The sequence below is a fragment of the Curtobacterium sp. NPDC089991 genome, assembly GCF_044748425.1.
GTDB lineage: Bacteria > Actinomycetota > Actinomycetes > Actinomycetales > Microbacteriaceae > Curtobacterium.
Genome location: NZ_JBIVGB010000004.1, coordinates 131,055 through 156,225, shown reverse-complemented (window position 1 = coordinate 156,225; position 25,171 = coordinate 131,055). Strand labels below are relative to the sequence as shown.

At 71.5% G+C, this 25,171-nt stretch carries 26 protein-coding genes and 1 pseudogene; 17 read left to right on the top strand and 10 right to left on the bottom strand.

Translation table 11 applies throughout. From position 1 onward, the window contains the following. Positions 1-15 precede the first annotated feature (15 nt). Positions 16-711 carry a phosphoribosylformylglycinamidine synthase subunit PurQ gene (gene purQ, locus ACIPV1_RS12910; RefSeq protein WP_111085606.1) on the bottom strand — a complete coding sequence of 232 codons (696 nt, stop codon included), beginning with the start codon at positions 709-711 and terminating at the stop codon, positions 16-18. Between the two features lie 5 nt (positions 712-716). Further along, a complete protein-coding gene (gene purS / locus ACIPV1_RS12905; RefSeq protein WP_017886272.1) occupies positions 717-968 on the bottom strand; it encodes a phosphoribosylformylglycinamidine synthase subunit PurS in 252 nt (83 codons plus the stop codon). Between the two features lie 188 nt (positions 969-1,156). On the opposite strand from purS, the gene ACIPV1_RS12900 reads away from it, so the two are divergent. Beyond that, on the top strand, positions 1,157-1,771 hold the full coding sequence (locus tag ACIPV1_RS12900) for a PadR family transcriptional regulator (RefSeq protein WP_402726551.1): 615 nt from the start codon (positions 1,157-1,159) through the stop codon (positions 1,769-1,771). Further along, positions 1,768-3,306 carry a DHA2 family efflux MFS transporter permease subunit gene (locus ACIPV1_RS12895; RefSeq protein ID WP_123937507.1) on the top strand — a complete coding sequence of 513 codons (1,539 nt, stop codon included), beginning with the start codon at positions 1,768-1,770 and terminating at the stop codon, positions 3,304-3,306. Before ACIPV1_RS12900 ends, ACIPV1_RS12895 begins: the two co-directional genes overlap by 4 nt. 108 nt (positions 3,307-3,414) lie before the next feature. On the opposite strand, the gene ACIPV1_RS12890 is transcribed toward ACIPV1_RS12895, so the two are convergent. Both ACIPV1_RS12890 and ACIPV1_RS12885 read right to left on the bottom strand, forming a co-directional pair. Continuing rightward, positions 3,415-4,233: a cytochrome c oxidase assembly protein gene (locus ACIPV1_RS12890; protein ID WP_402726680.1), complete on the bottom strand. Its 819-nt coding sequence runs from the start codon at positions 4,231-4,233 to the stop codon at positions 3,415-3,417. A gap of 148 nt (positions 4,234-4,381) precedes the next feature. Then, positions 4,382-5,695 carry an acyltransferase gene (locus ACIPV1_RS12885; protein ID WP_402726550.1) on the bottom strand — a complete coding sequence of 438 codons (1,314 nt, stop codon included), beginning with the start codon at positions 5,693-5,695 and terminating at the stop codon, positions 4,382-4,384. Positions 5,696-5,864: 169 nt separating this feature from the next. Here ACIPV1_RS12885 and ACIPV1_RS12880 point away from each other — a divergent pair. Both ACIPV1_RS12880 and ACIPV1_RS12875 read left to right on the top strand, forming a co-directional pair. After that, positions 5,865-6,290, top strand: a pseudogene (locus ACIPV1_RS12880) (Fur family transcriptional regulator); the annotation flags it as partial. 178 nt (positions 6,291-6,468) lie between these two features. Beyond that, positions 6,469-7,998 carry a catalase gene (locus tag ACIPV1_RS12875; RefSeq protein WP_402726549.1) on the top strand — a complete coding sequence of 510 codons (1,530 nt, stop codon included), beginning with the start codon at positions 6,469-6,471 and terminating at the stop codon, positions 7,996-7,998. Positions 7,999-8,158: 160 nt separating this feature from the next. Here the strand turns inward: ACIPV1_RS12875 and ACIPV1_RS12870 are convergent, their stop codons facing one another. Continuing rightward, positions 8,159-8,725, bottom strand: a complete 567-nt coding sequence (locus ACIPV1_RS12870; protein WP_402726548.1) for a GNAT family N-acetyltransferase — start codon at positions 8,723-8,725, stop codon at positions 8,159-8,161. A gap of 103 nt (positions 8,726-8,828) precedes the next feature. Here ACIPV1_RS12870 and ACIPV1_RS12865 point away from each other — a divergent pair, with 103 nt between their 5' ends. From ACIPV1_RS12865 to ACIPV1_RS12835, 7 genes are all read left to right on the top strand, one after another. Beyond that, positions 8,829-9,113, top strand: a complete 285-nt coding sequence (locus ACIPV1_RS12865) for a hypothetical protein (protein ID WP_131846918.1) — start codon at positions 8,829-8,831, stop codon at positions 9,111-9,113. Positions 9,114-9,153: 40 nt separating this feature from the next. Beyond that, a complete protein-coding gene (locus ACIPV1_RS12860; protein WP_402726547.1) occupies positions 9,154-9,723 on the top strand; it encodes a hypothetical protein in 570 nt (189 codons plus the stop codon). Further along, positions 9,720-10,352 carry a hypothetical protein gene (locus ACIPV1_RS12855; RefSeq protein WP_402726546.1) on the top strand — a complete coding sequence of 211 codons (633 nt, stop codon included), beginning with the start codon at positions 9,720-9,722 and terminating at the stop codon, positions 10,350-10,352. Before ACIPV1_RS12860 ends, ACIPV1_RS12855 begins: the two co-directional genes overlap by 4 nt. Next, positions 10,352-11,395: a peptidoglycan-binding protein gene (locus ACIPV1_RS12850; RefSeq protein WP_402726545.1), complete on the top strand. Its 1,044-nt coding sequence runs from the start codon at positions 10,352-10,354 to the stop codon at positions 11,393-11,395. Before ACIPV1_RS12855 ends, ACIPV1_RS12850 begins: the two co-directional genes overlap by 1 nt. Beyond that, the gene (locus ACIPV1_RS12845) at positions 11,386-11,988 is read left to right on the top strand and encodes an ABC transporter ATP-binding protein (protein WP_402726544.1); all 603 of its coding nucleotides are present in this window, start codon (positions 11,386-11,388) and stop codon (positions 11,986-11,988) included. The genes ACIPV1_RS12850 and ACIPV1_RS12845 overlap by 10 nt, the downstream gene beginning before the upstream one ends. Next, positions 11,985-13,076 carry a hypothetical protein gene (locus ACIPV1_RS12840; protein WP_402726543.1) on the top strand — a complete coding sequence of 364 codons (1,092 nt, stop codon included), beginning with the start codon at positions 11,985-11,987 and terminating at the stop codon, positions 13,074-13,076. Before ACIPV1_RS12845 ends, ACIPV1_RS12840 begins: the two co-directional genes overlap by 4 nt. Before the next feature lie 151 nt (positions 13,077-13,227). Further along, positions 13,228-14,112 (top strand): VOC family protein, encoded by an 885-nt coding sequence (locus ACIPV1_RS12835; RefSeq protein ID WP_402726542.1) that lies wholly within the window; start codon positions 13,228-13,230, stop codon positions 14,110-14,112. Between the two features lie 111 nt (positions 14,113-14,223). Here ACIPV1_RS12835 and ACIPV1_RS12830 read toward each other — a convergent pair whose 3' ends face one another. Continuing rightward, positions 14,224-15,009, bottom strand: coding sequence for an SDR family oxidoreductase (locus tag ACIPV1_RS12830; protein WP_131921266.1), 786 nt, complete (start codon positions 15,007-15,009; stop codon positions 14,224-14,226). Positions 15,010-15,136: 127 nt separating this feature from the next. Here ACIPV1_RS12830 and ACIPV1_RS12825 point away from each other — a divergent pair, with 127 nt between their 5' ends. The 3 genes from ACIPV1_RS12825 (at position 15,137) to ACIPV1_RS12815 (ending at position 17,337) form a co-directional block, all read left to right on the top strand. Next, entirely contained in the window at positions 15,137-15,703 is a 567-nt protein-coding gene (locus ACIPV1_RS12825) for a hypothetical protein (RefSeq protein ID WP_123937518.1), read from the top strand. Further along, entirely contained in the window at positions 15,700-16,320 is a 621-nt protein-coding gene (gene lepB, locus ACIPV1_RS12820; protein WP_402726541.1) for a signal peptidase I, read from the top strand. The genes ACIPV1_RS12825 and lepB overlap by 4 nt, the downstream gene beginning before the upstream one ends. 147 nt (positions 16,321-16,467) lie before the next feature. Beyond that, positions 16,468-17,337, top strand: a complete 870-nt coding sequence (locus tag ACIPV1_RS12815; protein ID WP_402726540.1) for a helix-turn-helix transcriptional regulator — start codon at positions 16,468-16,470, stop codon at positions 17,335-17,337. Positions 17,338-17,349: 12 nt separating this feature from the next. Here ACIPV1_RS12815 and ACIPV1_RS12810 read toward each other — a convergent pair whose 3' ends face one another. Next, the gene (locus tag ACIPV1_RS12810; protein WP_402726539.1) at positions 17,350-17,670 is read right to left on the bottom strand and encodes a hypothetical protein; all 321 of its coding nucleotides are present in this window, start codon (positions 17,668-17,670) and stop codon (positions 17,350-17,352) included. Positions 17,671-17,811: 141 nt separating this feature from the next. Here ACIPV1_RS12810 and ACIPV1_RS12805 point away from each other — a divergent pair, with 141 nt between their 5' ends. Next, a complete protein-coding gene (locus ACIPV1_RS12805; RefSeq protein ID WP_131921262.1) occupies positions 17,812-19,017 on the top strand; it encodes a PP2C family protein-serine/threonine phosphatase in 1,206 nt (401 codons plus the stop codon). A 233-nt stretch (positions 19,018-19,250) separates the two neighbouring features. Here ACIPV1_RS12805 and ACIPV1_RS12800 read toward each other — a convergent pair whose 3' ends face one another. Together ACIPV1_RS12800 and purD are read right to left on the bottom strand one after the other, a co-directional pair. Then, the gene (locus tag ACIPV1_RS12800) at positions 19,251-20,120 is read right to left on the bottom strand and encodes a phosphoribosylaminoimidazolesuccinocarboxamide synthase (protein ID WP_402726538.1); all 870 of its coding nucleotides are present in this window, start codon (positions 20,118-20,120) and stop codon (positions 19,251-19,253) included. Continuing rightward, the gene (gene purD / locus ACIPV1_RS12795) at positions 20,117-21,385 is read right to left on the bottom strand and encodes a phosphoribosylamine--glycine ligase (RefSeq protein ID WP_402726537.1); all 1,269 of its coding nucleotides are present in this window, start codon (positions 21,383-21,385) and stop codon (positions 20,117-20,119) included. Before purD ends, ACIPV1_RS12800 begins: the two co-directional genes overlap by 4 nt. A 57-nt stretch (positions 21,386-21,442) precedes the next feature. On the opposite strand from purD, the gene ACIPV1_RS12790 reads away from it, so the two are divergent. Beyond that, on the top strand, positions 21,443-21,805 hold the full coding sequence (locus ACIPV1_RS12790; RefSeq protein ID WP_402726536.1) for a sterol carrier family protein: 363 nt from the start codon (positions 21,443-21,445) through the stop codon (positions 21,803-21,805). Positions 21,806-22,075: 270 nt separating this feature from the next. Here ACIPV1_RS12790 and ACIPV1_RS12785 read toward each other — a convergent pair whose 3' ends face one another. Continuing rightward, positions 22,076-24,607, bottom strand: a complete 2,532-nt coding sequence (locus tag ACIPV1_RS12785) for a LuxR C-terminal-related transcriptional regulator (RefSeq protein WP_402726535.1) — start codon at positions 24,605-24,607, stop codon at positions 22,076-22,078. A gap of 162 nt (positions 24,608-24,769) precedes the next feature. On the opposite strand from ACIPV1_RS12785, the gene ACIPV1_RS12780 reads away from it, so the two are divergent. After that, complete coding sequence (locus tag ACIPV1_RS12780) at positions 24,770-25,165, top strand: hypothetical protein (protein ID WP_111085569.1); 396 nt, start codon at positions 24,770-24,772, stop codon at positions 25,163-25,165. Positions 25,166-25,171: the final 6 nt, after the last annotated feature.

Sequence of the window (25,171 nt, the reverse complement as noted above, 5' to 3'; positions counted from 1 at the left end):
CTGGAGTCGCGGCCGTCACTTGACGAGCGTCGACTCGATCACGGAGGTGAAGAAGGTGAGGCCGTCCGTGCCGGAGGCCATGGCAGCGGCGGTGTCCGGGCCGAAGCCGGGCTCGGTCGCGTGCTCGGGGTGCGGCATCAGGCCCACGACGTTGCCGCGCTCGTTCGAGACGCCCGCGATGTCGTCGATCGACCCGTTCGGGTTCACGCCGACGTAGCGGAACACGACCTGGCCGTTGTCCTCGATGCGCTTGATCTCGTCGGCGTCGGCGACGAACCGGCCGTCGGCGTTCTTGAGCGGGATCGTGATCTCCTGCTGCGCGGTGAACCCCGAGGTCCAGGCGGTCGAGGTGGTCTCGACGCGGAGCTTCTGGTCGCGGCGGATGAACTGCTGGTGCGCGTTGCGGGTGTGCGCGCCGGGGACCAGGCGGGCCTCGGCCAGCATCTGGAAGCCGTTGCAGATGCCGAGCACGGGCATGCCCTTGCCGGCGGCGTCGATGACCTCGGCCATGATCGGCGCCTTCGCGGCGATCGCTCCGGCGCGCAGGTAGTCGCCGTACGAGAACCCGCCGGGCAGCACGATGGCGTCGACGCCCTGCAGGTCGTGGTCGCCGTGCCAGAGGGCGACGGGGTCGGCACCGGCGAGACGGACCGCGCGCTGGGCGTCACGGTCGTCGAGGGAGCCGGGGAAGGTGATGACGCCGATGCGCATCCGGGTCACTGACCTTCGACGGTCACGGAGACGACGTCCTCGATGACCGCGTTCGAGAAGACGTCGGCGGCGATGTCGCGGACCTCGGCCAGCTTGGCGTCGTCGACGGGGCCGTCGACGGTCACCTCGAAGCGCTTGCCGATGCGGACGTTGGTCAGGTCGGCCTTGCCCAGACGGGCGAGGGCGTTGCCCACCGCCTTGCCCTGGGGGTCGAGGATCTCAGCCTTGGGCATGACCTCGACGACGATCGTTGGCACGTGTTCTCTCCAGCGCTTCAGGGGTGGGGGACGCGACCAGTCTACGGGGCGCGCGCGACACGCCGGGACGGATCCGGGCCTCCTGTGGAGAACGTGCTGTGCGTTTGCTCACCTGTGTTCGACTCCGTATATTCGAAGTCGAATAGTCCAGTCGGAAGACTGCCGCATCGATCCGTCAGGAGGCCCGCATGGCGTCGCTCACGCCCCTCGCGTTCGCCGCGCTCGACCTGCTGAACGAGGCACCGATGCACCCGTACGAGATGTTCCAGACGATGGTCCACCGGCAGGAGGAGCGGAACGTCAAGGTCCGCCCGGGCACCCTGTACCACCAGATCGGCCGCCTCGCCGAGCTCGGGTTCGCCGAGGTCGTGGGCACCGACCGCGACGGCAACCGGCCGGAACGCACCACCTACACGATCACCGACGCCGGTCGCGCAGCGCTCGCGGACGGCCTCCGCCGCATGGTGGCGGAGCCCGCGGACGAGTACCCGGAGTTTCACCTGGCCCTCTCCGTGCTCGAGAACCTGCCGCACACCGAGGCGGTCGATGCCGTCCGGGCCCGGATCGTCGCACTCGAACAGGAGCGCGACGACTACGACCAGGCACTCCAGCGCGTGCAGGCCAAGCAGCTGACCGAGCGGTACTGGCTCGACGTGTCGTACGTCCGTGCGATGCTCGCCGCGCAGATCGAGTGGCTCAGCACCACCGTCGACCGCATCGCCAGCGGCGACCTCCCCTGGGACGGCCCGGCCGTCCCCACAGACACTGACTTCCCCACGAACAGCAAGGACACCACTCGATGACCACCGTCACGCCTCCGCGGACGACCGAGAAGAAGCCGTGGCCCGCCCTCTGGGCGCTCGTCGTCGGCTTCTTCATGATCCTCGTCGACTCGACCATCGTGTCGGTCGCCACCCCCACCATCGCCCAGAAGCTCGACGCGGACATCAACTCCGTGATCTGGGTGACGAGCGCGTACCTGCTCGCCTACGCCGTGCCGCTGCTCATCACCGGCCGCCTCGGTGACCGCTTCGGCCCGAAGGTCATGTACCAGATCGGCCTCGTCGTCTTCACGCTCGCCAGCCTCTGGTGCGGTCTGGCCGGCTCGATCGAGATGCTCATCGTGGCCCGCGTCGTGCAGGGCCTCGGTGCCGCGATGATGAGCCCGCAGACGATGTCCGTCATCACGCGCATCTTCCCGCCGCAGAACCGCGGTGCCGCGATGGGTCTCTGGGGCGCCGTCGCCGGTGTCGCCTCGCTCGTCGGCCCGATCGTCGGCGGTCTGCTCGTCGACGGCTTCGGCTGGGAGTGGATCTTCTTCGTGAACGTCCCCGTCGGTGTCGTGGCGTTCGTGCTCGCGCAGCGCTTCGTGCCGTCGTTCGACCGCCACGGGCACCGCTTCGACTACCTCGGCATCTTCCTGTCGGCGGCCGGCCTGTTCCTGCTCGTCTTCGGCATCCAGGAAGGCGAGACCTACGACTGGGGCGTCATCGCCGGACCGATCTCGGTGTGGTCGCTCATCATCGTCGGGCTCGTGGTGCTCGCCGGGTTCGTCGTCTGGCAGGGCGTGCAGAAGGGCGAGCCGCTGCTGCCCCTCGGCCTGTTCAAGGACCGCAACTTCACCCTGGCCAACGTCGCCATCACGGCCGTCGGTGTCGCGATCGCCTCGTTCGCGCTGCCGATCATGCTCTGGGCGCAGGACGTCCTGCGGTTCTCGCCGACCCAGGCTGCACTGCTCCTCGTGCCGCAGGCCGTGCTGTCCGCCGGCCTCGCACCGCTCGTCGGCAAGAACCTCAACCGGTGGAACCCGCGCTGGGTCGCCGCGTTCGGTCTCGCGTGCTTCTCGGCCGGGCTGTTCTGGTTCGGAGCCCTGCTGTCGTCGAGTGCCGACTGGGGATGGGTGCTCCTGCCGAGCGCGCTCCTCGGCATCGCCAACGCCTGCATGTGGGGTCCGCTGTCGGTCTCGGCGACGCGCAACCTGCCGCCGAAGCTGGCCGGTGCCGGCTCGGGTGTCTACAACACCACGCGCCAGATCGGTGCCGTGCTCGGTTCGGCCGGCATCGCGGCGCTGATGGAGGCCCGGATCACCGCGAACTTCCCGGCCTCGACCGGTGGGACCTCCGCCGGTGGTGCCGAGCAGCAGGTCGGCGGACTGCCCGGGTTCCTGCTCGAGCCGTTCTCGCGGGCCATGGGTGAGTCGCTGTTCCTTCCGGCGATCGTGCTCATCGCGGCGATCGTGGCGGCGCTGTTCCTGGCGAAGCCGAAGCAGACCGTCGCCTGGCAGCAGACCGGTTCGGTCGCCACGCAGCCCGAGGCCGCCGGAGCCCCGTCGAAGTAGGAACGCACACAGTTCGTGAGCAGAAATGGTCGGGTCGCCTGCGGGCACCCGACCATTTCTGCTCACCATGTGAAACCCGCCGCCCGCCCCGCCGCCCCGCCTGCGCGCTCAACCCCGGCGCTGCAGGTGCTCCCGCGTCAGCTCGTCGATCTGCTCGTCGGTCAGGGCGTCGAGGGCGTGGGCCTCGCGGCGATCGGTCCGCTGCCACCGGATGAACAGCGAGATGAGCACGGGGATGTCCGCCACCTCGGCGATGAACCACAGCAGGTCGCCCGCCAGGTGCTGATCGCGCAGCGGCGACGGGAACCACGGCTGCCCCACGGCCTGCACCACCGACCCGTCGAGCACGTGGTTCGTGATCCGGAGCACGATGCCCGGCACCGCGTCGATCATCAGCTCCACGAAGGCGAGCAGGAACTCCGCGGTGACGAACGTCGACGACCGCAGCACCCCGGGCTCGGACAGCGGAGCGAGCAACCCGAACCCGAGCATCGGGACCGTCACCGTGATCACGACGGCCCAGACGGACGATTCGCGCAGGGTCGCCGCGAACGGTGTCAGCAACAGGCCGAACAGGACGAGGGCGACGAGCGGCGCGACGATCGCGTTGCCGAGCAGGCGCACTGGACGCGACCGCATGGCGGCGTCGGCGGCGTGCGTGAGGCGATCCGGGCCTCCTGTCCGGAGCAACGAGACGGGCGCACCGAGCGCGGCGAAGGTGGGGACCGCGAAGAAGAGCAGGGCGGACCGCAGCACGAACGCCCACCGCAGCTGCTGGTCGTACACGCCGACGATGCCGAACTGCAGGATCCCGAACAGCACCAGTGCGGCGACGAACGCGAGGGTGCGCCACCAGGGCCAGCGTGCGCCGCGACGTGCGGCAGCGACGACCCACCAGCCGTAGGCGACCGCGGCGACGGCGATCATCACCGCGGACAGGGGATCGAACCGCCAGGTGCTCCAGAACTCGGGTGTCGACGGCGTCGGGTGCCTCCAGGGGATCGGCCTGCCGCCATCCTCTGCCCGGCGCGTGTGCCGGTGCAGGCCCGAGTGGCCCCGAACGGTGAGAACCGGTTCAGATCCGGGTGACGCCCCGGGCCGGCGTGGTCCGCGAGAGCAACCACACCCCGATCGGCACGGCCACGGCGCCGACGACCGCGACCGCGAACGACAGGTGCAGCTGCATCACCAGGAACGCCGGACCGATCGTGCAGAGCGCAGCGACAGCGACGACCGGCCACGACGGGCGGTCGGCCGAGGGCAGCAGCCGGGGGAGTGGGCGGTCGAACCAGCGGAGTGCCCGAGCAACCCCGAGCGCGACGGCGAGCACCGCGACCAGCGCGATCAGCCGGGACGCCCACCACCCGCCGGAGCCCGGCGTCGGGAACGGCAGCCCGACCAGCAGGGCGATCCCGTTCAGCGCGATGAAGAGCGGCAGGTGCCACAGGTAGATGGTCATGCCGTCGCGGCCGAGGGCGAACACGGCGCCGAGCGCAGCCCTGGTGCGCATCAGGCGGGTGAGCGGAGCGTGCACGAGCTGGACCAGGCAGGCCTGCGCGATCGCGAGGAACGCCAGCGGGAGCATCGGCGGGTTGAGGTCCTGCAGCATGTCCGGTGCCCACAAACCGACCGAGGTCATCGGGACGAGCAGGGCGTAGGCGACGACCGCCACCGCGAGCAGGAGCGCCTTCGACCGCCGCGCGAACCAGCCGTCGGCCCAGAGGAACCCGAGCTGCTGGGCGAAGAGCCACACCGGTCCGAGGTTGAGCAGTCCGACCTCGGCGACCCCGGTGGCCAGGCGGACCGCATCGACCGCCGCGGCGAGCACGAGCAACACGCCGAGGGTGGCCCACGGTGCCCGCTCGTGCAGGCGCATCATCAGCGGCACGCAGCACTGCGTGATGCCGTACGCGGCGAGGAACCAGAGCGGCGAACCGATGCCGAACGCGACCTCGGCGAGGAGGCCCGGCGGGGTGCCGGCAGCCGTCGCCACCCCGAGCCCGAGTGCGAGGAACACGAACAGCGGGATCGCCGGCCGGAACAGACGCACCAGCCGGGTGGCCAGGTAGTCGCGCGCGGGGCTCGGTGCACCGCGGGCGACGGTGCTGCGCCAGCCGACTGCGCTCGAGAAGCCGCCGACCACGAAGAAGAGGGGCATCACCTGCCCGACCCAGGTGGCGGCGACGTACCACGGGAGTTCCTGCAGGGGGCTCGTCACCCGCACTCCGTGGTCGTCGGACGCGACGCCGACCATCGTGACGTGCACGATGACGACGAGGACGACGCAGGCCGTCCGGATGAGGTCGACGACCAGGTCCCGCTTCGCGATGATCCCCCGGACGTCCGGTGCGCTGTTCGCCTGTTCAGACAGGCCGTGGCTCGTGGACATGTCGGGACGTTAGCGTGCAGACCGATCGTTCCAGCGTCCCTCTAGGTGATCGCCGCCAGATCGTGACACGTCGCATACCGGTCGCGGAATGTGTTCCGACGAGTACGCGCCACGACGGCTCGTGTACAGTGAACGTGTTGTCTTGATTCCTGCAAAAGAAAGGCTCAGCATGGACGCCGACGCCGATCTGCTCCGCACCTCGGGCCTCCGGGTCACGACGCCGCGACTCGCGGTGCTGCGGGCCACCGAATCGATGCCGCACGCCACCGCCGACGACATCGTCACGGCGCTCACGGCGGAACTCCCGACGACCAGCCACCAGGCCGTGTACGGCGTGCTCGCCGCGCTGACCGGCGTCGGCCTCGTCCGACGCATCGAGCCGGCCGGCAGCCCCGCTCGGTACGAGCGACGCACCGGTGACAACCACCACCACATCGTCTGCACCCTGTGCGGCGCGATCGAGGACGTCGACTGCGCCGTCGGGCACTCGCCCTGCCTGACCCCGTCGGACGCGCACGGCTTCGCCGTCACCACCGCCGAGGTCACCTACTGGGGCATCTGCGAGCGGTGCGCCGCGGCCGAGCGCGACGACGCGGGCGATGACGCAGCCGGCGACGCAGGCGCCCCTGGCGCAAGCGCGGGCGCAAGCGCAAGCGCAAGCGCAGACGAGCTCGACGCAGCCGTGCCCGACGCAGCCGCGCCGACGCCCCGCGCGTCCCCTGAACCACCCGAGCACCCCTGACCGAACCAACCGTCCCACCCAAGGAGGAACCGTGTCCGACCAGAACACGACGCCCGGCCAGCCGGCCGGCACCCCCACCACGACCACCAACTCCGGCGCTCCCGTCTCGAGCGACGAGCACTCGATGGGCGTCGGGGCCGACGGCCCCCTCGCGCTGCACGACCACTACCTGGTCGAGAAGCTCGCCCAGTTCAACCGCGAGCGCGTGCCGGAGCGCGTCGTCCACGCGAAGGGCGGCGGTGCGTTCGGTACCTTCACCGTCACGCAGGACGTCAGCAAGTACACCCGCGCCGCGTTCCTGCAGCCGGGCCAGCAGACCGAGATGCTCACGCGCTTCTCGTCCGTCGCCGGTGAGCAGGGTTCGCCTGACACGTGGCGCGACCCCCGTGGGTTCGCGCTGAAGTTCTACACGTCCGAGGGCAACTACGACCTCGTCGGCAACAACACCCCCGTCTTCTTCATCCGCGACGGCATCAAGTTCCCCGACTTCATCCGCTCGCAGAAGCGCCTGCCCGGCTCGCACCTGCGCGACCACGACATGCAGTGGGACTTCTGGACCCTGTCGCCCGAGTCGGCGCACCAGGTCACCTGGCTGATGGGCGACCGCGGCCTGCCCGCCTCGTGGCGCGAGATGGACGGCTTCGGCTCGCACACCTACCAGTGGATCAACGCCGAGGGCGAGCGCTTCTGGGTGAAGTACCACTTCATCACCGAGCAGGGCCACAAGACCCTGACGCAGGAGGACGCCGACCGCATCGCCGGTGAAGACGCGGACTTCCACATCCGTGACCTGCACGCCGCGATCGAGCGTCAGGACTTCCCGCGCTGGACCCTCAAGGTGCAGGTCATGCCCTACGCGGACGCCGCGACCTACCGCTTCAACCCGTTCGACCTGACGAAGGTGTGGCCGCACGCGGACTACCCGCTCATCGAGGTCGGCACGATGGAGCTCAACCGCAACCCGGAGAACTACTTCGCCGAGATCGAGCAGGCGACCTTCGCTCCCTCGAACTTCGTGCCCGGCATCGCGGCGAGCCCGGACAAGATGCTCCTGGCGCGCATCTTCAGCTACGCGGACGCCCACCGCTACCGCGTCGGCACCAACCACGCGCAGCTGCCGGTGAACGCCCCGAAGAACGAGGTGCACTCGTACTCGAAGGACGGCGCGATGCGCTTCGACTTCCAGAAGTCCGAGGTGCCCGTGTACGCGCCGAACTCGCTCGGCGGCGCACACGCCGACCCGACCGCGACCGACGACGTGCCCGGCTGGGAGTCGGACGGCGCGCTGCAGCGTTCCGCCGCGACCCTGCACCCGGAGGACGACGACTTCGGCCAGGCCGGCACGCTCGTCCGTGAGGTCCTCGACGACGCCGCCCGTGAGCGCCTGGTCGGCAACATCGCCGGTCACGTCTCGAAGGTGACGCGCGACGACCTGCGCGAGCGCGTGTTCGCGTACTGGACGAACGTCGACGCCGACCTCGGTGCGCGCGTGCGCGCCGCGGTCGTGCCGAGCGCGCCGGGTTCGAACGAGGACCCGGAGACCGTGGCGGTCGAGGCGTAGTCCGGTGGACGCGGGGGCGTGAGCCCCGGTCCACCACCTGACGGACGGGAGGCACGGTGCCAGCTGGCACCGTGCCTCCCGTCCGTCTGTCGTTGCGTTCTAGACCTCTTGCCCGTTCAGCCAGATCGGGCCGCCTCGGGGGATGTGCCCAGTCCTCTTCCTAGACCTCTTGTCCGTTCAGCCAGATCGGGCCGGCCGGCCAGTCCTCCAGGGCTGCGGCCACCGGCCGCACCATCCAGCCGCCCTGCTCGGTGTTCGTGATGCCGGCGCCCTCGGCGGTGAACGCCGAGAAGGTGCCGACGGCCTCGGGGAACTCGTGCCAGCCGAGCTTCGCGTAGAAGGGGATGCGGTTCTCGCCCGCGCCGAGGAAGCCGTACGGCACCGCGAGCCCGTCGAGCACGGCGTGCGTGCGCTCCATGAGTTCCCGGCCCTTGCCCGATCCCTGCAGCCGTGGCGACACGGCGACGAGGCCGGTGTCGCCGACCAGGACGTCGCGTCCGCCGACCGTGATGAACATGCGGCGGATCCCGACGTGCGCCAGGACGACGCCGTCCTGGTCGCGGGCGAGGACCCGGCGTTCGGGCTGCATGCCGGACCAGCTGCGGCCGCCCACGTACCAGTGGGACCAGTCCGGGAACGCCTGCGCGAGCAGTGCTGCTATCGCTTCGTGGTCCGGGAGCGAGAGGGAGCTCTCCTCGACCACCTCCCACCGGATGTCATCAGTCACGCGTCCATCCTGCACGGATGTGGTGGTGGTCGTTGCGTTCTCGTATTGACCGGTAATACGTTAACGGTGACATCGGGGCGATGTCGCGATGAAGGGGAGATCGATGTCGATCAAGAACGTCGTACTGGGTGCGGTCGTGCTGGGGAGTGTCGTGGGCGGCGGGATCGCGGTCGACACCGTGACGGCGCCGGAGGCGAGTGCTGCGACGTGCTGGCGGAAGGTGACGCAGAGCAAGGGCTTCAACGAGTCGGGGTGTGGCCGCGCTCAGCACTTCAACCGGCTGAAGAGCGGGACGATGAAGTGGGGGAACGTGGTCGGTGGCAACAAGTGGTCCTACGAGGCTGCCTGCTGGACCAACATCGCCCAGTACGGCATGGTCCGGGCCTGACGCGGTGGTTCGGAACCGTGCTCGGGGAGCATTGGTCGTCGTGGTGATCGCCGCCACGGGGCTCGCTGGCTGCGCCTCCGCAGATGCTGCGCCCCGGGTCGTCGATCCGTCAGGCTTCTCAGCGGCCGGGCCGTGGGCGGGTGAGTTCGCGGAATCAGCCGCCGACACCAGCCCGTACCAGCGGCAGATCCTCTCGGACGGAACGATCTCGGCGCGGGAGGTCGCAGATGCCCAGTCCCGCATGAGCGCATGCATGCGGGATCTCGGCTACGACTACACGACAGCAGAGGACGGCACGTCCGAAGCCTCGCCGCTCCCAGGGCGGAGGGCTGAAGACGCAACGGCCATCAACGATTCGAAGTCGAAGTGCGCGAAGGACTTCGACAGCGACGTGACGTACCTCTTCAACGAAGTCCGGCGGAACCCGGAGAAGCAGGACGAGGCAACGATCACCGTCGCGTGCCTCCGTGCCGCGAGACTCGTCGACGACACGTACACCGAACGTGAATGGCGCACCCAGAACGACGACGGGAACTTCTCCTTCTCGCAGTGGGACCCCGCAGCCGTACAGTGTCGGCTGGACCCCCTCGGACTCTGGCGGCAGCAATGACCGGGGTCTTCGCCGTGCCATCCGTCGTGACGGCGGGACTCGCCCTCCTCGTCGGCTCTGCCCTTGCGCTGTCTGGCTGCTCGGCGGGTGACGCGGACACGCCGAGGTCCTCCGAGCGGGCTCCTGCGTCGCTCGAGGCGGCGGGACCGTGGGCGGATGCGTTCCTCGAGGCGCTCGACGCGGACGTGTCCGACTCGGAGGCGAGGGTCTTGGCGGACGGTCGGGTCACGACCCAGGAGCTCGAGGACGCTCACGCGAAGGTCGACACGTGCCTCCGCGATTCCGACCTCACGATCTCCTACTTCGCCGACGGCGGGTTCGAAGTGGGAAGCACGGTGGGCAAGTCGCCGAGCAACGACATCGGGAGGACCAACAAGATCCTCGAAGCGTGCGAGTCGAAGTTCGACCAGAGCATCACGTTCCTGTTCGAGGAGACGCGCAGGAACCCCAGCAAGCTGGACGACGCGAAGATCACCGTTCCGTGTCTGCGGATGGCCGGTCTTGTCGGACCTGACTACACCGAGGAACAGTGGCGGAAGGACCAGGACGCCGACGCCTTCCCGTTCGACTCGATGGGCGAGCAAACGAAGCAGTGCGCCCTTGATCCGCTCGGGCTCTGGCGGCAGTGATGCGCTTCCCGTCTGCCGCGCTCCTGACGCTCGGGGCGATGGTGGTCGCGGCGGCGACGGCCGCCGCCATCGTGGTCGCTGTGCCGGCCGAGGTCCCGGCTGCCCTCCGGACGGCGGCCCCCGCGAGCACCGTCCGGGTGACCGAGCGCACCGATGCCGATGAACGACAGGTGCAGCTCGCACTCGACACCGGTGCCCCACGGGCGGTCGTGACGTCGCGGACCGGCACGGTGACGACGTCGACGTGCTCGACCGGGGCGCCCGTGCGGAGCGGGGACGTCCTCGCGCGGGTCGACGGGCGGCCGGTGATCGCGCTCGCCAGTGACGAGCCGCTGTGGCGCGACCTCGAGCTCGGCGACCGCGGGGCCGACGTCACGGGGCTGCAGCGGGAACTCACGCGCCTCGGTGCCGGACTGAGCATCGACGGCGTCCTCGGCCCGGGCACGCTCCGAGCTGCGCACCAGTTCCTGGTCGACCGAGGTGTCGACCGCGACGACCTGCCCGACGACGTCGTGCCGCGTGACCCGTTCGCATGGGTGCCAGCCGCCGAGAACGCCGTCCTGGCGTGCGTGGCCGTCGTCGGGGCAGCGGTCGGCGCCGACGGTGTCCTCGTCGAACTCCCGGCCGAACTCCGCGGTGCGCGCATCGAGGCGCTCCCGGTCGATCCGGCGCCGGGGGAGCGCGTGCTGCGGATCGGGAACGCCGACGTCCCGATCGACGCCGCCGGGGTGGTCTCGTCGCCGACGTCCCTCGCCGCGATCACCGCCCTGCCGGAGTACGCGGCGACGGTCGCTTCGGCCGACGGCACACCGACGGTGGCCGCGATGTGGACGCTCAGTCGCCCACGAACCGTCCAGGTGGTGCCACCGACGGCCCTCTGGGACCTCGAGGGTGACCGGGCGTGCGTGCAACCGACGACGGGGCGGTCACTCCGGGTCGAGGTGCTCGGATCGGAACTCGGGCAGTCGTTCGTCCGGGTGCCCGGCGGACGAACGCTCGACCGGATCCGTGCCGCGCCCGACCGGTCCAGCTCGTGTCGGTGACGCTCGAGGGCGTCGGGCACGTCTGGCCGGACGGCACCGTGCTGTTCGACCGCGTCGACCGCACCTTCGCCGAGGGGAGCGTGACCGCGGTCGTCGGGCCGAGTGGTTCCGGCAAGTCCACGCTGCTCGCGATCCTCGCCGGGATGCTCCGTCCGACGCGCGGTGCCGCCGTCCGTCCGCCGGGCTGTCGGCCGCTCTGGGTCTTCCAGAACCCGTACGGGGTGGCCCGCCGCCGCGTGCTCGACCACGTCGCGCTGCCGTTCGTCGCCCAGGGCGCGGATCGTCGGACCGCGGACGTCCGGGCGCTCGAGGTCCTCGAGCGCTTCGGGCTCGGCTCGCGGGCGCACGCGCGGTTCGCCGAGCTGTCCGGTGGCGAGGCGCAACGCCTGATGCTCGCGCGCGCCATCGCCAGCGCGCCGGGTCTGATGCTGGTCGACGAGCCGACGGCGCAACTCGACCGGGCGACCGCGATCGAGGTGAACCGTGGGATCGGTGCGCTCGCCGCGTCGGGGACGGTCGTCGTCGTCGCCACGCACGACGACGCGACCCGTGACGCCTGCGACGGAGTGCTCGACCTCGGGCGGTACCGATGAGCCCCCGCCGGATGCAGGTGACCGAGGTCTGGCGGGAGGCGTGGCGCGACATCGCCTCCGGAGCCTCGTGGGCAGCCGTGACCGCTGCCGTCCTCGCGGTGCTGCTCAGCGGTGTCGTGGGCCTGCGCGCCGCAGCGGTCGCCGGTGACGTCCGAGCGGCTGCGGTGTTCGTCGCGAGCGGTGCGGCGACGACCGTCCAGCGAGCCGAGGGGCGGATCGACGGCCGCGTGTGCGATGCCCTCGCGGATGCCGAAGGGGTCATCGCGTCCGGTGCGTTCCGTCGCCTCGACGCCGGGGTCGTCCCCGCCGCGCTGCCGGGCTCGGCGATCCCGACCTACGAGGTGACCGCCGGGGTGCGTGGCCTGCTCGGCGGCTCCGCTGCCGACGGGGCCGCGGGAGTGATCATCTCGCCCACGGTGCACGAGACCCTGGGGCTTGCTGCCGGCGATCGCCTCGTGACGGTGGGCGGCGCGGGCACCGGGGTCGCCGGTGTGTACGACCACCCCGACGACGGCCGGGACCCTGACCTGGAGTACGCGGTCCTCGCGCCGACGGTGGACGACGGGTCACCGTTCGACGCCTGCTGGGCGACGGTGTGGCCGCAGCGCGACGACACGGTCTCGATGCTCCGGCGCACCGTCCTGCCGGCGAGCGGGGCCGAGGGCGAAGACCGACCCACCGCCGGGCAGCTCAACCCGACCCTGGGCGCGGTCTTCACCCCCGCGGCGCGGCAGCCAGTGCTCGTCCCGTTCGGGGCAGCGGCCCTCGTGGGGCTGACGATCGGCGCGGCAGCGGTCGCACGGCGCCGGCTCGCCCTGGCCTCCGACCGGCACGTCGGGGTACCGCGGAGCGCGCAGGTCCTCGGAATCGTCCTGCAGCACCTGGTCTGGGGATCGGTCGGGGCCCTGGTCGCGACGAGCGTCGCGGTGGTGCCGGTGCGTGGCCTCGACGTCGACGACGCACTGCCGATCGTGCGCGAGGCGATCGCGATCGCGTCCATCGGGCTCGTGGGCGCGCTGCTCGGCGGGGCGCTCGCCGCGGCTGCGATCCGCGAGCGCGCGCTGCACCGCTACTTCCGCTCCCGCTGACCGCAGCCGGGTGCTGCGCCACTTCAGTTCGCGCTGAGCGACACATCTCGGGCGCCGGGCCGCGAGAAGTGTCGCCCACCACGAAACTCGCCGCGACCACCGATGAACCCATTTGGTTGACGCGTCAACCAAATGGGCGCACACTGGTGCCATGCACACGCAGGACCTCCTCGCCGCCGACACCGGGATGGGTGCCGTCACCCTCCGCGTCGCGAACCTCGACCGGATGATCGGCTACTACCGCGACGGCGTCCAGCTCTCGCTGCTCTCGAACGAGGGCGGCGTCGCCGTGCTGGGGCGGCCGGGCGCCGGTGGCCTGGCGGTCCCGATCGTGATCCTCGAGCACGCGCCGTCGATGCAGCACGCCGGCCCGCACGACGCCGGCCTGTTCCACACCGCGATCCTGTTCGACACGAGGGCCGACCTGGCCGCCGCGCTGTACTCGGTCGCGACGAAGTTCCCGCAGACCTTCACCGGCAGCGCCGACCACCTGGTGAGCAACGCGTTCTACTTCACCGATCCCGAGGGCAACGGCGTCGAGCTGTACTGGGACCGCGACCGCACGGAGTGGTCGTGGACGCACGGCATGGTCGACATGGACACGAAGTACGTCGACCCGAACGCGTTCCTGCAGGAGCACCTGACGGCCGACGCGGTGGAGTCCGCGCCGAACGCGCCGGGTCGGGTCGGCCACGTGCACCTGTCGGTCGGCGACGTCGCCAGCGCGAAGGACTTCTACGTCGACAAGCTCGGCTTCGCCACGACGGCCGGGTGGGGCGAGGCACTGTTCGTCAGCGCCGGCGGCTACCACCACCACATGGCGATGAACACCTGGAACTCCCGCGGCGCTGGGCGCCGCCAGCTCGCGCTCGGGCTGGGGCTCGTGCGGATCGAGGTGCCCGGGTCGGACGACCTCGGTGCCCTCGTTGCACGCATGCACGACACCGGGGTGCAGACCGCCGACGACGGCCGGACGGTCGCGTTCGAGGACCCGTGGGCGAACCGCATCGAGGTGACCGCGCCCGGTCGCGGCTGACGCTGTCCGCCGCGGGGCGGCCGAGACTCGGGCTGCGCGACACTTCTCGCGCCCGCAGCCACGAGAAGTGTCGCCGACCCCGAGACTCGGCGCCGGCTGCCGCCGCCCGGGTCACGCGCGGTTCGAGATCCCGCCGTCCGACGTCAGCAGCTGCCCGTTCACCCAGCGCCCCTGCTCCGAGCACAGGAACCCGACGAGTGCAGCGGTGTCCGACGGACGTCCGAGTCGGCCGAGCGGCGTGCCCTCGACCGCCCAGCGCTTGACGTCGTCGGACATCCACCCGGTGTCGTTCGGGCCGGGGTTCACGACGTTCGCGCTGACGCCGAGGCTGCCGAGCTCCTTCGCGGCACCGAACACAAGGCGGTCGAGCGCCCCCTTCGACGCCCCGTACGGCAGGTTGTACGCGATGTGGTCGCTCGTCAGTGCGACGATCCGCCGGCGGTCCCGCGGTGCGGCGTCGCCAGCACGTTCGAGTGCGGCCGCGTACGCCTGCACGAGCAGGAACGGCGCGCGGGCGTTGACCGCGAAGTGCCGGTCCCACGACTCGACCGTCGTGGTCCGGACGTCCGAGTCGACCGATTCGCAGTGCGACATCACCAGCGCGGTGACGGGGGCGCCCGCCTCGGTCTCGGCGCGGCCGACCAGGGCGGCCGCCTGGTCCGGGTCCTCCAGGTCGACCGGGAGGCGCGTCACGCGTGCACCCACCGACTCGCACTCCTGCACGACGGATTCGACCCCGTCGGGATCCGCCCCACCGCTCACGCGGTCGTCGTACGGGCCCCACCACGAGATGGCCAGGTCCCAGCCGTCGGTCGCCAGACGGGTGGCGAGCGCCGCGCCGATGCCGGCTCTGCGGCCCACGCCGGTCACCAGGGCGAGTGGTCGTGCGGACGTCATACGGGCCTCCTGTCCGGTGCGCCGTCGCACCGATCGCCACCCAGTCTGCCGGAACCGGCCACGCGCGTGGCCATCGCACTCGGTGTCCTGTCGGCGAGGACCGGCACGCGAGGGCCAAGATGGACGGATGCCACGCACACGACCACCGCTCGGACGCGGACGCGGACCCCGCGGCGGTCGTCCGGACCCCCGCGACCTGCCGATCGAGCACGTCCGCGACCGGATGTCGTCCTACATCTACGGCAACATCACGGTGCTCGCTGCCGCGATCGCCGTCGACCCGGCCGCCATCCACCACGGGTCGGCGATCTGGGCCGTCCTGGCGACCGCGGTCCTGACCTACCTGGCGCACGTGCTCGCGCACCTGGTGGCGCACGGCCTCGGCGGCGACGACTCCCAGACGGACGACGCCCGGCGCGAATCGGTCGTGACGATCATGCGGAACGCGAACCCGATCGCGACGTCCGGGCTCATCCCCGCGGTGCTGTACGCGGTGGCGTGGATCGGGTGGATCCCGACGGGGTGGGCGCAGACGGCCGCCCTGGTCATCCTGGTCGTGCGCATCGGCATGGTCGGCGTCTTCATGCAGCGGTTCAGCGGCAAGCGGCCCACGTTCCTCGGGCTCTGGGGTGGCATCGTGCTGGCCGCCGTGGCGTTCGTGATCGGTCTCGTGAAGGTGGTGTTGACGCATTGAGCGCCACCGAGTCCGAGCCGAAGCCGAAGCGGGCCGGCTGGAAGTTCCTCCGCGACCTCGTCGTCATCGTCGTCGTGGCGCTGCTGGCGTCGTTCCTGGTGAAGACCTACCTGGTCCGGTCCTTCTACATCCCGTCCGCGTCGATGGAGAACACGCTGCTGATCGGCGACCGCGTGCTCGTCAACGAACTCGTCCCCGGCGCCGTGCCGCTGCAGCGCGGTGACGTCGTCGTGTTCCAGGACCCGGGCGGCTGGCTCGGCAACGGGCAGGGCGACGACCTGATCAAGCGCGTGATCGGCCTGCCCGGCGACACCGTCTCGTGCTGCGGCACCGGTGGACACCTGTCGGTGAACGGCCACCCGGTCGACGAACCCTACGTGGTGCCCGAGATCGGGTCGGACCGGGTCTCCGGCACCGACTTCGACATCACCGTGCCGAAGGGGCGCATCTGGGTGATGGGCGACAACCGGTACAACTCGGCGGACTCCCGTGTGCACGGCACGGTGCCGGTCGACGACGTGGTCGGTCGTGCGTTCATCACCACGTGGCCGGTGTCACGGTGGACGGTGCTCTCGCGGTACGCCGACGAGTGGGACCAGGTGCCGGACCCGTCCTGAGCGGCCCTGAGCTGCCCTGAGCGGCCTTGAGCGGTCCGGGGCGGTCGTTGCCCGCCCCGGTCGTCCGGTGCGGTAGCGTTCCGATTCCCGTGTCGGACCGTCCGCAGCGGGGTGAGCGGAGGCACTGTTCCGATGGACGCTGTGCCCATGGACGCTGTGCCCATGGACTACGTGACCGGGGGTGACGCAGAGCTGTCGATCCGGCGCATCGGGACGCACGGACACCGCTCCGGCACGATCGGCCCCCGACCGGACCACGTGGTCTTCTGGCTCGCCGACGGCCGTGCCCGCCTGACCGCGGACGACGGCTCGAGCTGGGACGTCGGCGCCGAACGCCCGATGATGCTCTCCGCCTCGGTCGCGTACGGCTTCGACACCGACGCCACGGCGATGACCCTGCTGCACCTGTCGCCGGCGTTGCTCGGCGGACGCGACGGCGACGGCCATAGCCACGGCGACTGCGACAGCAACGGCGACGGCGACCGCGGCGGCGACGGCCCAGCGGCCGAGTTCCGGCAACCGGACGCCGCCGACCCTCGGATCGAACCCCTCCGAGCACTGCTCCGCGACGTCACCGGTCGCGTCCTCGACCCCACCCTGCCGGCCGACGAGCGAGCCGCCCTGAACCGACGCATCGCGACGGTCGTGCTGTCGACGTTCTCGCCGTCACGGTCCGACGTCGAGCACCGGATGCGTCGTGCGATCCGCTTCGTGCACGACCAGGCCGACCAGCCGCTCTCGGTGGCCGACATCGCGGACTCGTGCGGCCTGAGCGAGCGCGGCGTGCAGGACCTCTTCCGCCGGCGGCTCGCGGTGACGCCGATGCAGTACCTGCGCGAGGTCCGGCTCGACCGGGTCCACCTCGAACTCGGCCGATCGCGCTCGGGCGGGCTGCTGGTGAGCGACGTCGCCCGGCGCTGGCAGTTCACGCACCTCGGTCGCTTCGCCGCCCACTACCGTGCACGCTTCGGCGAGCAGCCGCACGAGACGATCGCGCGGGGCCCCGGCGCGGTCTGAACCGACCCGCGCTCAGCAGCCCGTCGTCGTCAGGGTGACCGTCGCGACGGCGCCGTTCGTCACCGTCGTCGTCTGCGGGCACAGCGAGCCCGCGCGGACCGTCACCTTGCCGAGCGGGACGCCCGCGAAGTCCGCGGTGCCTCCGGGGAACACCCGCTGGTGCTCGGAGAGCTTGCCCGTCGACGCGAAGACCTTGACCTCGTACGGGTGGTCGGCGGCGTTGTCCGACACGGTGACCGAGACCTGGCCGGTCGAGTCGTGGGCGCCGCACCCCGCGAGCGTCACCAGAGCCGCCGCAGCGAGGGCGACAGCGGGCAGGACACGGCGGGACACGCGTCCAGGGTAGTCCGGCACCGGGCCGCGCCGGACCAGGGTCGACCGCCGAGCGCTCGGCGAGCCTGCCCCGCGGACTGGGGTGGTGCGTCCTCCGTAGTGGGGACAGGCCCTGTCCGGTTGGCGCGTTAGCGTGGGTGCATGCACTCGGAGACAGCGACGACCGTCCCAGTCACCGGCGCGCCCGACGCCGTGCGCCGCGCAGCGCTGCTCGCCGCACTCGACGTGGTCGAGGGTGGCGCCGAAGAACGCTTCGACCGGATCACCCGCATCGCGCGTGAAGCCCTCGGTGTCTCCGGCTCCTTCCTGAACCTGGCGGGCGAGACCTCGCTGACCATCAAGTCCCAGCAGAGCGACAGCCACTTCGGACCGGTCATCCCGCTGCAGGACACCTTCTGCGGGCGCACGCTGGGGGAGCGCGGCCCCGTGCTCGTGCCGGATGCGCGCATCGACGCCCGCTACTCCGACATGCCGATGGTCGTCGGCGACCCGAACGTGCGCTTCTACGCCGGGGTCCCGCTGCGGCTCGGCGACGACGACGTCAAGGTCGGCACGCTCTGCCTCATCGACCCGGAACCGCGGACCCTCGACGCCGACGAGGTCGCCCTGCTCCAGGAGCTCGGTGTCTGGGCCGAGCGGGAACTGGCAGCCGGCGCCGACGAGGACCGCCTGCGGTCCGTGCTCGCGGGGCTCGAACCCGGCACGGTCGACGTGCCCGGCTACCGGATCGCGGGGCTGTCGGTGCCGCACGGCGTCGTCTCGGGCGACTTCCACGACTGGCACCGTTCCGGCGACGACGCCGTGCACCTGACCGTGGCGGACGTCATGGGCAAGGGCATGTCGGCTGGGCTGCTCGCCGCGAACATCCGCGGCGCACTGCTCGCCCGCGGCGACCTGGCACCCGACGTCGCCGTCGCCGAGCTCGAGGCACAGGTCGCACCCGACCTCAGCCGCGCCGAGTCGTTCGCGACGATGTTCCACGGCCGCCTCACCCCCTCGACCGGCCGGATCGACTTCACCGACGCCGGACACGGGCTCGTCCTGCAGCTCCGCGACGACGGCGCCGAGCGCATCCTGCGGTCGTCGGACCTGCCGATCGGGCTGCACCCCGCGGGCATCGAACGTGCCTCCGGCTCGCTCGTCATGCGTCCGGGTGACGTGGTCATCGTGGTCAGCGACGGCGCGCTCGAGCTGTGGGACTCCACGCTCGCGTCGCTGTCGCAGCTCGGGGAGCTCTACCGCGGCTCGCCGGACATCGCGACGTTCCTGCAGCGGGTGCGGTCACGTGCGGTCGACCACGACCCGGGCGACGACCTGACCGTCGTCGTGGTCGCGCGCGACCTCTGACGACGAGCCGTCGGCAGGTCGTCGGCAGGTCAGGACTGGTCGCTCGTCGACTGGTCACGACGTGCCGTCGGCGCGCCGCCGGACGGTCACGAACGGTCAGGCGCCGGGGGTCTGAACGACGGCTCGTGACCGGTCGCCGGATGTGAGCGGGGTGTCGTGACCGGTCGGGGTCCGCTCGGGGCCGGTCGTGGCCCGCTCGGGGCACGCAGCAGCAGGCCCGCAGCAGGAACCGACTAAGCGCCGAGGCGCTCGATGAGCTCGGCGTAGCGCGCGGCGGTGCGGGACACGATCGCCTCGGGCAGCACCGGGGGCGTGCCCTGGCGGTCCCAGTTGGCGCTCAGCCAGTCGCGCACGATCTGCTTGTCGAACGAGTCCGTCCGACCGTCGGCCCGGGCGTCCCAGTACCGGCTCGAGTCGCTGGTCAGGACCTCGTCCGCGATCCGGATCCGGCCGTCGGCGTCCTGCCCGAACTCGAACTTGGTGTCCGCGATCACGACGTCGCGCTCCAGGGCGATCGCGGCTGCCTCGGTGTACACGTGCAGCGACAGGTCGCGCAGGGTCGCCGCGACCTCGGCGCCGACCAGGTCGACGGTCTGCTCGTACGAGATGTTCTCGTCGTGCTCGCCCTGCGGTGCCTTGTAGGCGGGGGTGTAGATCGGTTCGGGGAGCCGGTCGCCGTTCGACAGCCCGTCGGGGAGTGCGACACCGCAGACGCTGCCGGACGCCTGGTACTCGGCCCAGCCGCTGCCGACCAGGTACCCGCGCACGACGCACTCGACGGGGAACATCTCGAGCGGCATGACGTGCATCGACCGCGACTCGACCTCGGCCGGCACGGGGGTGCCACCGGACGACGGGCCGATGATGTGGTTCGGCACGTCGCTCAGCTGCGTGAACCAGAAGCGCGACAGGCGGGTGAGCAGCTCGCCCTTGCCGGGGATCGGTGGCTCGAGTGCGAAGTCGTAGGCACTGACGCGGTCGGACGCCACGAGCAGCAGCTCGGACGCGCTCTGGATGTCGGCGGTGCCGGTCGGCACGTAGAGCTCGCGGACCTTGCCCGACGAGACGTGGTCCCAGCCCTCGATCACGGGCGCGGCGCTCATCGGGTGACCTTCGCGGCGATGTCGGTGCGGTACTGCGCGCCCTGCAGGGTGATGTCACCGAGGCCCGCGTAGGCGCGCTCCCGCGCCTGGACGAAGTCGGCCCCGGTCGCGACGACGCTGAGCACGCGACCGCCGGTGGCGACGAGGCTGTCGTCGAGCACCCCGGTGGCGGCGTGTGCGACGGAGACGCCGTCGCGGGCGTTCGCGGCGTCGATGCCGGTGATCGGACGGCCGGTCTGCGGGTTCTCCGGGTAGCCCTCGCTCGCGAGTACGACCGTGACCGCCGCATCCGGACGGAACGAGGGTGCCGGGGTGCCCCCGAGCTGGCCCGTCGCGGCGGCGAGCAGCAGTCCACTCAGCGGCGTCGCCAGGCGGGGGAGGACGACCTGGGTCTCCGGGTCGCCGAAGCGGGCGTTGAACTCGATGACCCGGACACCCTGCTCGGTGACGATGAGCCCGCAGTAGAGCAGCCCGACGAACGGGGTTCCCTCGTGTTCGAGACGACGGACGGTGGGCAGCGCGACCAGCTCGGTGACCTCGTCGACGAAGGCCTGCTCGGACGCCCAACGATCGGCCAGCCACGGCAGCGGCGAGTAGGCACCCATGCCGCCGGTGTTCGGTCCGAGATCGCCGTCGGCCAGGCGCTTGTAGTCCTGCGCGGGGCTGAGCGGGCGGACGTCGTGGCCGTCGCTCAGGAAGAACAACGAGACCTCTTCGCCGTCGAGAAACTCCTCGACCACGACGTGCCCGTGCTGCAGCCAGTAGGTGGCGTGGTCGATCGCGGCCTGACGGTCCTCGGTCACGAGGACGCCCTTGCCCGCGGCCAGCCCGTCGGCCTTCACGACGTACGGTGCGCCGAGCTCGTCGATCGCGGCGACGGCCTCTTCCGCCGTGCCGGCGTACACCGGGCGGCCGGTGGGCACGTTCGCCTCGGACATGATGCGCTTCGCGAAGGCCTTCGAGCCCTCGAGCTGCGCGGCGGCCTTGCCCGGCCCGAAGACCGGGATGCCCCGGGTGCGGACGGGGTCGGCCACACCGGCGATGAGCGGCGCCTCGGGCCCGACGACGACCAGTTCGACGCCGTTCTCGATCGCGTACTCGGCGATGAGTGCGCCGTTGGTGGGGTCGAGGGAGACGGTCTCGACATCGGCGGCGATGCCGGCGTTGCCGGGAGCAGCCGTGATGACGTGGCCCGCCTGTTCAGCGAGGAGGGCCGTGATGATCGCGTGCTCGCGGGCACCGGAACCGAGGACGAGGATTCGCACCCGATCACCCTACCGATCAGGACTCTCCCGCCGCGAGGCGACGGCTAGCCTGTGGAGATGCCACCCAGGAGGATCGAGGACGCCGCCGGCCGCGCCGCACTGACCGCGGTGCAGCAGGGCGACGCGGCACGGGCGACCGTCGCGACGGCCGTCCGGTGGACCCTGCAGCGCCTCGCCGACGACGTGCCGGGCAACAGCGTCGAGGTGCGGGTGCCGCCGTTCGCCGCGGTCCAGGCCGTTCCCGGCCCGCGCCACACCCGTGGCACGCCGCCGAACGTTGTCGAGACGGACGCCACGACCTGGCTCGCGCTCGCGACCGCTGAGCTGACCTGGGACGAAGCCGTCGCGCAGTCACGCGTCAGCGCTTCCGGCTCGCGTGCGGACCTGACGGCGTTCCTGCCGGTGCGGGTCGCGCCGTAGTCCGGGTCGCGCGGAGTCACACCGAGGCCGGTGCGGCTCACGCCGGAGTCGCACCGAGGATTACCTAGCCGGTCGAACCGAATTAGGTAGTCCCTACCGATGCGGGCGCATGCACTGCGAACCTACGCTTGAAGTCGCCGGGATTCGGACCCGACCCGAACGGGTCCGAACCCGGCGACAGGGACCAAGGTACGCGATGTTCCACACAACGTGTCAACCGCCGCGGCGCGTCGTGCTGCAATGCGCAACGTTCTTGCGTCACGAGTGGACTCAGAAGAGTCCGGCGAGCTCCGAACGAGCATGCAGGTCCCACTTGCCGAACACGCGCGACAGGTGCGCGTCGATGGTCCGCGTCGAGAGCCCGAGCTCCTCGCCGATCAGGCGGTTGCTCAACCCCTGCGCCGCGAGCTCGGCGACCTGGTACTCGCGGTTCGTGAGCGGTGGTTTCGGCCGGCCGGCCGTGACCGCCATGCCGTGCGACGCGAGCGCCCCCTGCGCCGCGATCACCCGCGTCCGGTCGCGTGCGGTCAGGGCGTCGGCGTACTCGACGATCGCCGCGGCGAGCGGACCGTCGACCCGAGCCGCTGCCTCGCGCATGCGACCGAGCGAGGTACCAGTCTCGCGTCCGTTCAGCATGTCCATCGCGTAGTGCAGCGTCTGCGCGTACATGACGTGCGTCCACCCACCGCTCGCCGTCCCGCGGTCGATGATGTCGTCGGCGTGCCGGAGCCCGGCCGGGTTGCCGAGCACCGCCTCGGTCCAGGCGATCGTCACCGCGACCTGCTCGCCCGTGATCCGCATCGCCCGCTGCGGGGTGGCCCTCGCCCGGTCGAGCGCACGTGTCGCGTCCTCGGTTCGACCGGCGTAGGCGTACGCCATCGCGAGTCGTGCCCACGGGTAGGCCGCGAAGCCGCCGTGGTCCGCGACGTCGTACCGCTCGCAGGCAGCCGAGAACGCCGCGATCGCGTCGTCCCAGCGCCGTTGGCCGATGGCGAGGTTGCCGTCGCCGATGAGCTCGAGGGTGAAGTCGTACTTCAGGTACGGGTTCGACCGGCGGACCGGCACCTCGGTGAGCAGGTCGGCGAGGTCGCCGCGCCAGACCTGCACCTGGTGCAGCACTGAAAAGATCTCGCCGACGCTCCACGGTGCGTCCTCGAGGTGCTCGATCGCGGTGGCCAGTGCCCGGCGACCGAGGGCCGAGGCGTCGTCGAGCCGGCCGGCCGTGGCGAGCGCCATGATCGCGCAGGGGGCGACGCACAGGAACGCGAACGGGATGGTCGGGGCGTGCACGATCCCGCTGCGCTCGAGTTCGGCCCGCACCTCGTCGAACCGTCCGCCCCACCCGAGGTGTGCGAGCCGCAGCAGGCGGAGCCGTTCGACCGCGTTGCCGGACACCAGCCGGCTGGCGACGTCGGTGAGCGCGACCGCTGCCAGCACGTCGTCGTCGTGGAACTGCCGGATGTTGGCGAGGATCTCGCAGGCCTCGACCACGAGGGCGTCGTCCACCGTGCCGGGGTCCGCGCGGGCGACGGCCCAGGCAGCCTCGGCGTCGGCGCGACCGGCCTCGCGCCCGTCGCTGTACGAGTACGCCAGCGACCGCAGGCAGCGCGCGGCGACCTGCTCGTTCGGGTGCAGCGTCCGCCGGAGCGCTGCGGAGGCGAGGGCGATCGCGCTCTCGTGCTCCTGCAGCCGCACCGCGACCTGCGCCGCGTCGAGCAGCTGCTCGACCGGGGGCACGACACCGCAGTCGAGCGCCCAGAGCGCTGACCGCAACCGTGCGGCGGGCGGGGCGCCCTCGGCGCTGTCGGTGCGGAAGGCGTTCGCGCGGGCGAAGAGTGCCGTGCGGCGGGCGACCGGCACCAGGCCGCGGATCACGTCGCCGACGAGCGGGTGCTGCGGACGGGCCACCGCGGCGCCGTCGTCGAGCGAGTCGATCCGGACCAGCCCGAGCGCGACCACGCGGTCGACGTCGCCGCCGCTGACCAGGCCGAGCAGCCGCGCGAGCGGGATGGGGTCGGCCAGTGCCACGATGTCGACGACGTCGCGCAGGTCCTCCGGCAGCGAGCCGAGTTCCGTCCGGTACATGTCGGCGAGGCTGTTCGACGCCGTCACCCGGCCGCGCCAGTACCACCCGGACGCCGTGTGCTCGAGGGCACCCGAGGTGCGGGCGGCGCGGACGACCTCGCGCAGGTAGAGCGGGTTGCCGGCGGTCGCACGGTGCACCCGCTCGGCCGAGGCGTTCTCGAGCTGCGAGCCGAGCGCCTCGGCCACCAGGGCCGACGTCTCGCGCAGGGTGAGCGGCTCGAGGTCGATGCGCTCGAGCAGGTCGTCCTGCCACAGGGCGCGGAGCGGCTCCGGCAGCGCGGTGAAGTCACGGCAGGTCAGGACGAGCCGCGCACCCTGGTGCCGGACGAGCCACGCCACGTACCGGGCGGAGATCGCGTCGAGGTGGTCGGCGTCGTCGACGCGCAGCAGGACGTCGCGGTCCGCCAGGTCGGCGATCGCCCGGAGGCGCTGCTCGGCCCCGGCGTCGTCGGACAGTTCCGACAGGGTCGCCGGCAGCTCGCCGAAGCGGTCCGAGATCGCGCCGAAGGGCATCGACCGCCCGGAGGCGACGGCGGTGATGGGCACCACGACCGTGCGCCCGGTGGCGTCCCGTCCGGCGACGCGGTCGGTGACGCGGGCGGCGACGGTGCTCTTGCCGAGACCCGGGGCGCCGACGAGCGCGACGCTCCACTGGTGCTCCGCGACGACGGACACGGCACGGTCCTCTTCGTGGCGTTGCATCACGGGCCAGGTCACGCGCGCCGGGGTGCTCGGGGTACGACCTCGCCCCCGTACGGTCCGTTCTCGCATCCGTGTCACCTCCAGCCCTTGGGATACCAACGCGTACGGATCATCCTCTCCTGGATCGGACTGCGCGGACAGGCCGGGAGACGTCCCACAGTGGGGGACAATGGGTGGGTGAGCAACACCGATCGACCCGACGACCAGCCGGTCCCGGCCCCTGCGCCGAACGCCGTCTCCACCTCCGACGAGGTCACGATCCGTCGTGCCCCGAAGTTCGGGGTGTTCATCGTCGGCGGTGCGGTGCTCGGGTTCATCGCGACCCTGATCGTCGTCTCGCTCACCATGAACCTCGGTGGCCAGCAGGAGGAGTCGAGCTTCGGCAGCCTGGTGGGCTACTTCAGCCTGTGGGGCGTCACGATCGGCGCCTTCGTCGGCGCGGTCGTCGCCGTCGTGTTCGACCGGGTCTTCGCCCGGCGCGCGGCCCGACTGACGGCGGAGCGTGTCGAGGTCGAGCTGCCGCCCGAGACGGTCGACGGCGAGATCGACGAGCACGGCGACCAGCGGCCGTAGCCGCAA

What these genes read in the sequence shown, in the direction of transcription:
- ACIPV1_RS12825 (WP_123937518.1), top strand. Translation starts at nt 15,137, where the DNA reads ATGCCACGCACACGACCACCGCTCGGACGCGGACGCGGACCCCGCGGC.
- ACIPV1_RS12830 (WP_131921266.1), bottom strand. Translation starts at nt 15,009, where the DNA reads ATGACGTCCGCACGACCACTCGCCCTGGTGACCGGCGTGGGCCGCAGA.
- ACIPV1_RS12815 (WP_402726540.1), top strand. Translation starts at nt 16,468, where the DNA reads ATGGACGCTGTGCCCATGGACTACGTGACCGGGGGTGACGCAGAGCTG.
- ACIPV1_RS12805 (WP_131921262.1), top strand. Translation starts at nt 17,812, where the DNA reads ATGCACTCGGAGACAGCGACGACCGTCCCAGTCACCGGCGCGCCCGAC.
- purQ (WP_111085606.1), bottom strand. Translation starts at nt 711, where the DNA reads ATGCGCATCGGCGTCATCACCTTCCCCGGCTCCCTCGACGACCGTGAC.
- ACIPV1_RS12850 (WP_402726545.1), top strand. Translation starts at nt 10,352, where the DNA reads ATGCGCTTCCCGTCTGCCGCGCTCCTGACGCTCGGGGCGATGGTGGTC.
- ACIPV1_RS12790 (WP_402726536.1), top strand. Translation starts at nt 21,443, where the DNA reads ATGCCACCCAGGAGGATCGAGGACGCCGCCGGCCGCGCCGCACTGACC.
- ACIPV1_RS12865 (WP_131846918.1), top strand. Translation starts at nt 8,829, where the DNA reads ATGTCGATCAAGAACGTCGTACTGGGTGCGGTCGTGCTGGGGAGTGTC.
- ACIPV1_RS12890 (WP_402726680.1), bottom strand. Translation starts at nt 4,233, where the DNA reads ATGATCGCCGTCGCCGCGGTCGCCTACGGCTGGTGGGTCGTCGCTGCC.
- ACIPV1_RS12840 (WP_402726543.1), top strand. Translation starts at nt 11,985, where the DNA reads ATGAGCCCCCGCCGGATGCAGGTGACCGAGGTCTGGCGGGAGGCGTGG.
- ACIPV1_RS12885 (WP_402726550.1), bottom strand. Translation starts at nt 5,695, where the DNA reads ATGTCCACGAGCCACGGCCTGTCTGAACAGGCGAACAGCGCACCGGAC.
- ACIPV1_RS12835 (WP_402726542.1), top strand. Translation starts at nt 13,228, where the DNA reads ATGCACACGCAGGACCTCCTCGCCGCCGACACCGGGATGGGTGCCGTC.
- ACIPV1_RS12800 (WP_402726538.1), bottom strand. Translation starts at nt 20,120, where the DNA reads ATGAGCGCCGCGCCCGTGATCGAGGGCTGGGACCACGTCTCGTCGGGC.
- ACIPV1_RS12900 (WP_402726551.1), top strand. Translation starts at nt 1,157, where the DNA reads ATGGCGTCGCTCACGCCCCTCGCGTTCGCCGCGCTCGACCTGCTGAAC.
- ACIPV1_RS12895 (WP_123937507.1), top strand. Translation starts at nt 1,768, where the DNA reads ATGACCACCGTCACGCCTCCGCGGACGACCGAGAAGAAGCCGTGGCCC.
- ACIPV1_RS12855 (WP_402726546.1), top strand. Translation starts at nt 9,720, where the DNA reads ATGACCGGGGTCTTCGCCGTGCCATCCGTCGTGACGGCGGGACTCGCC.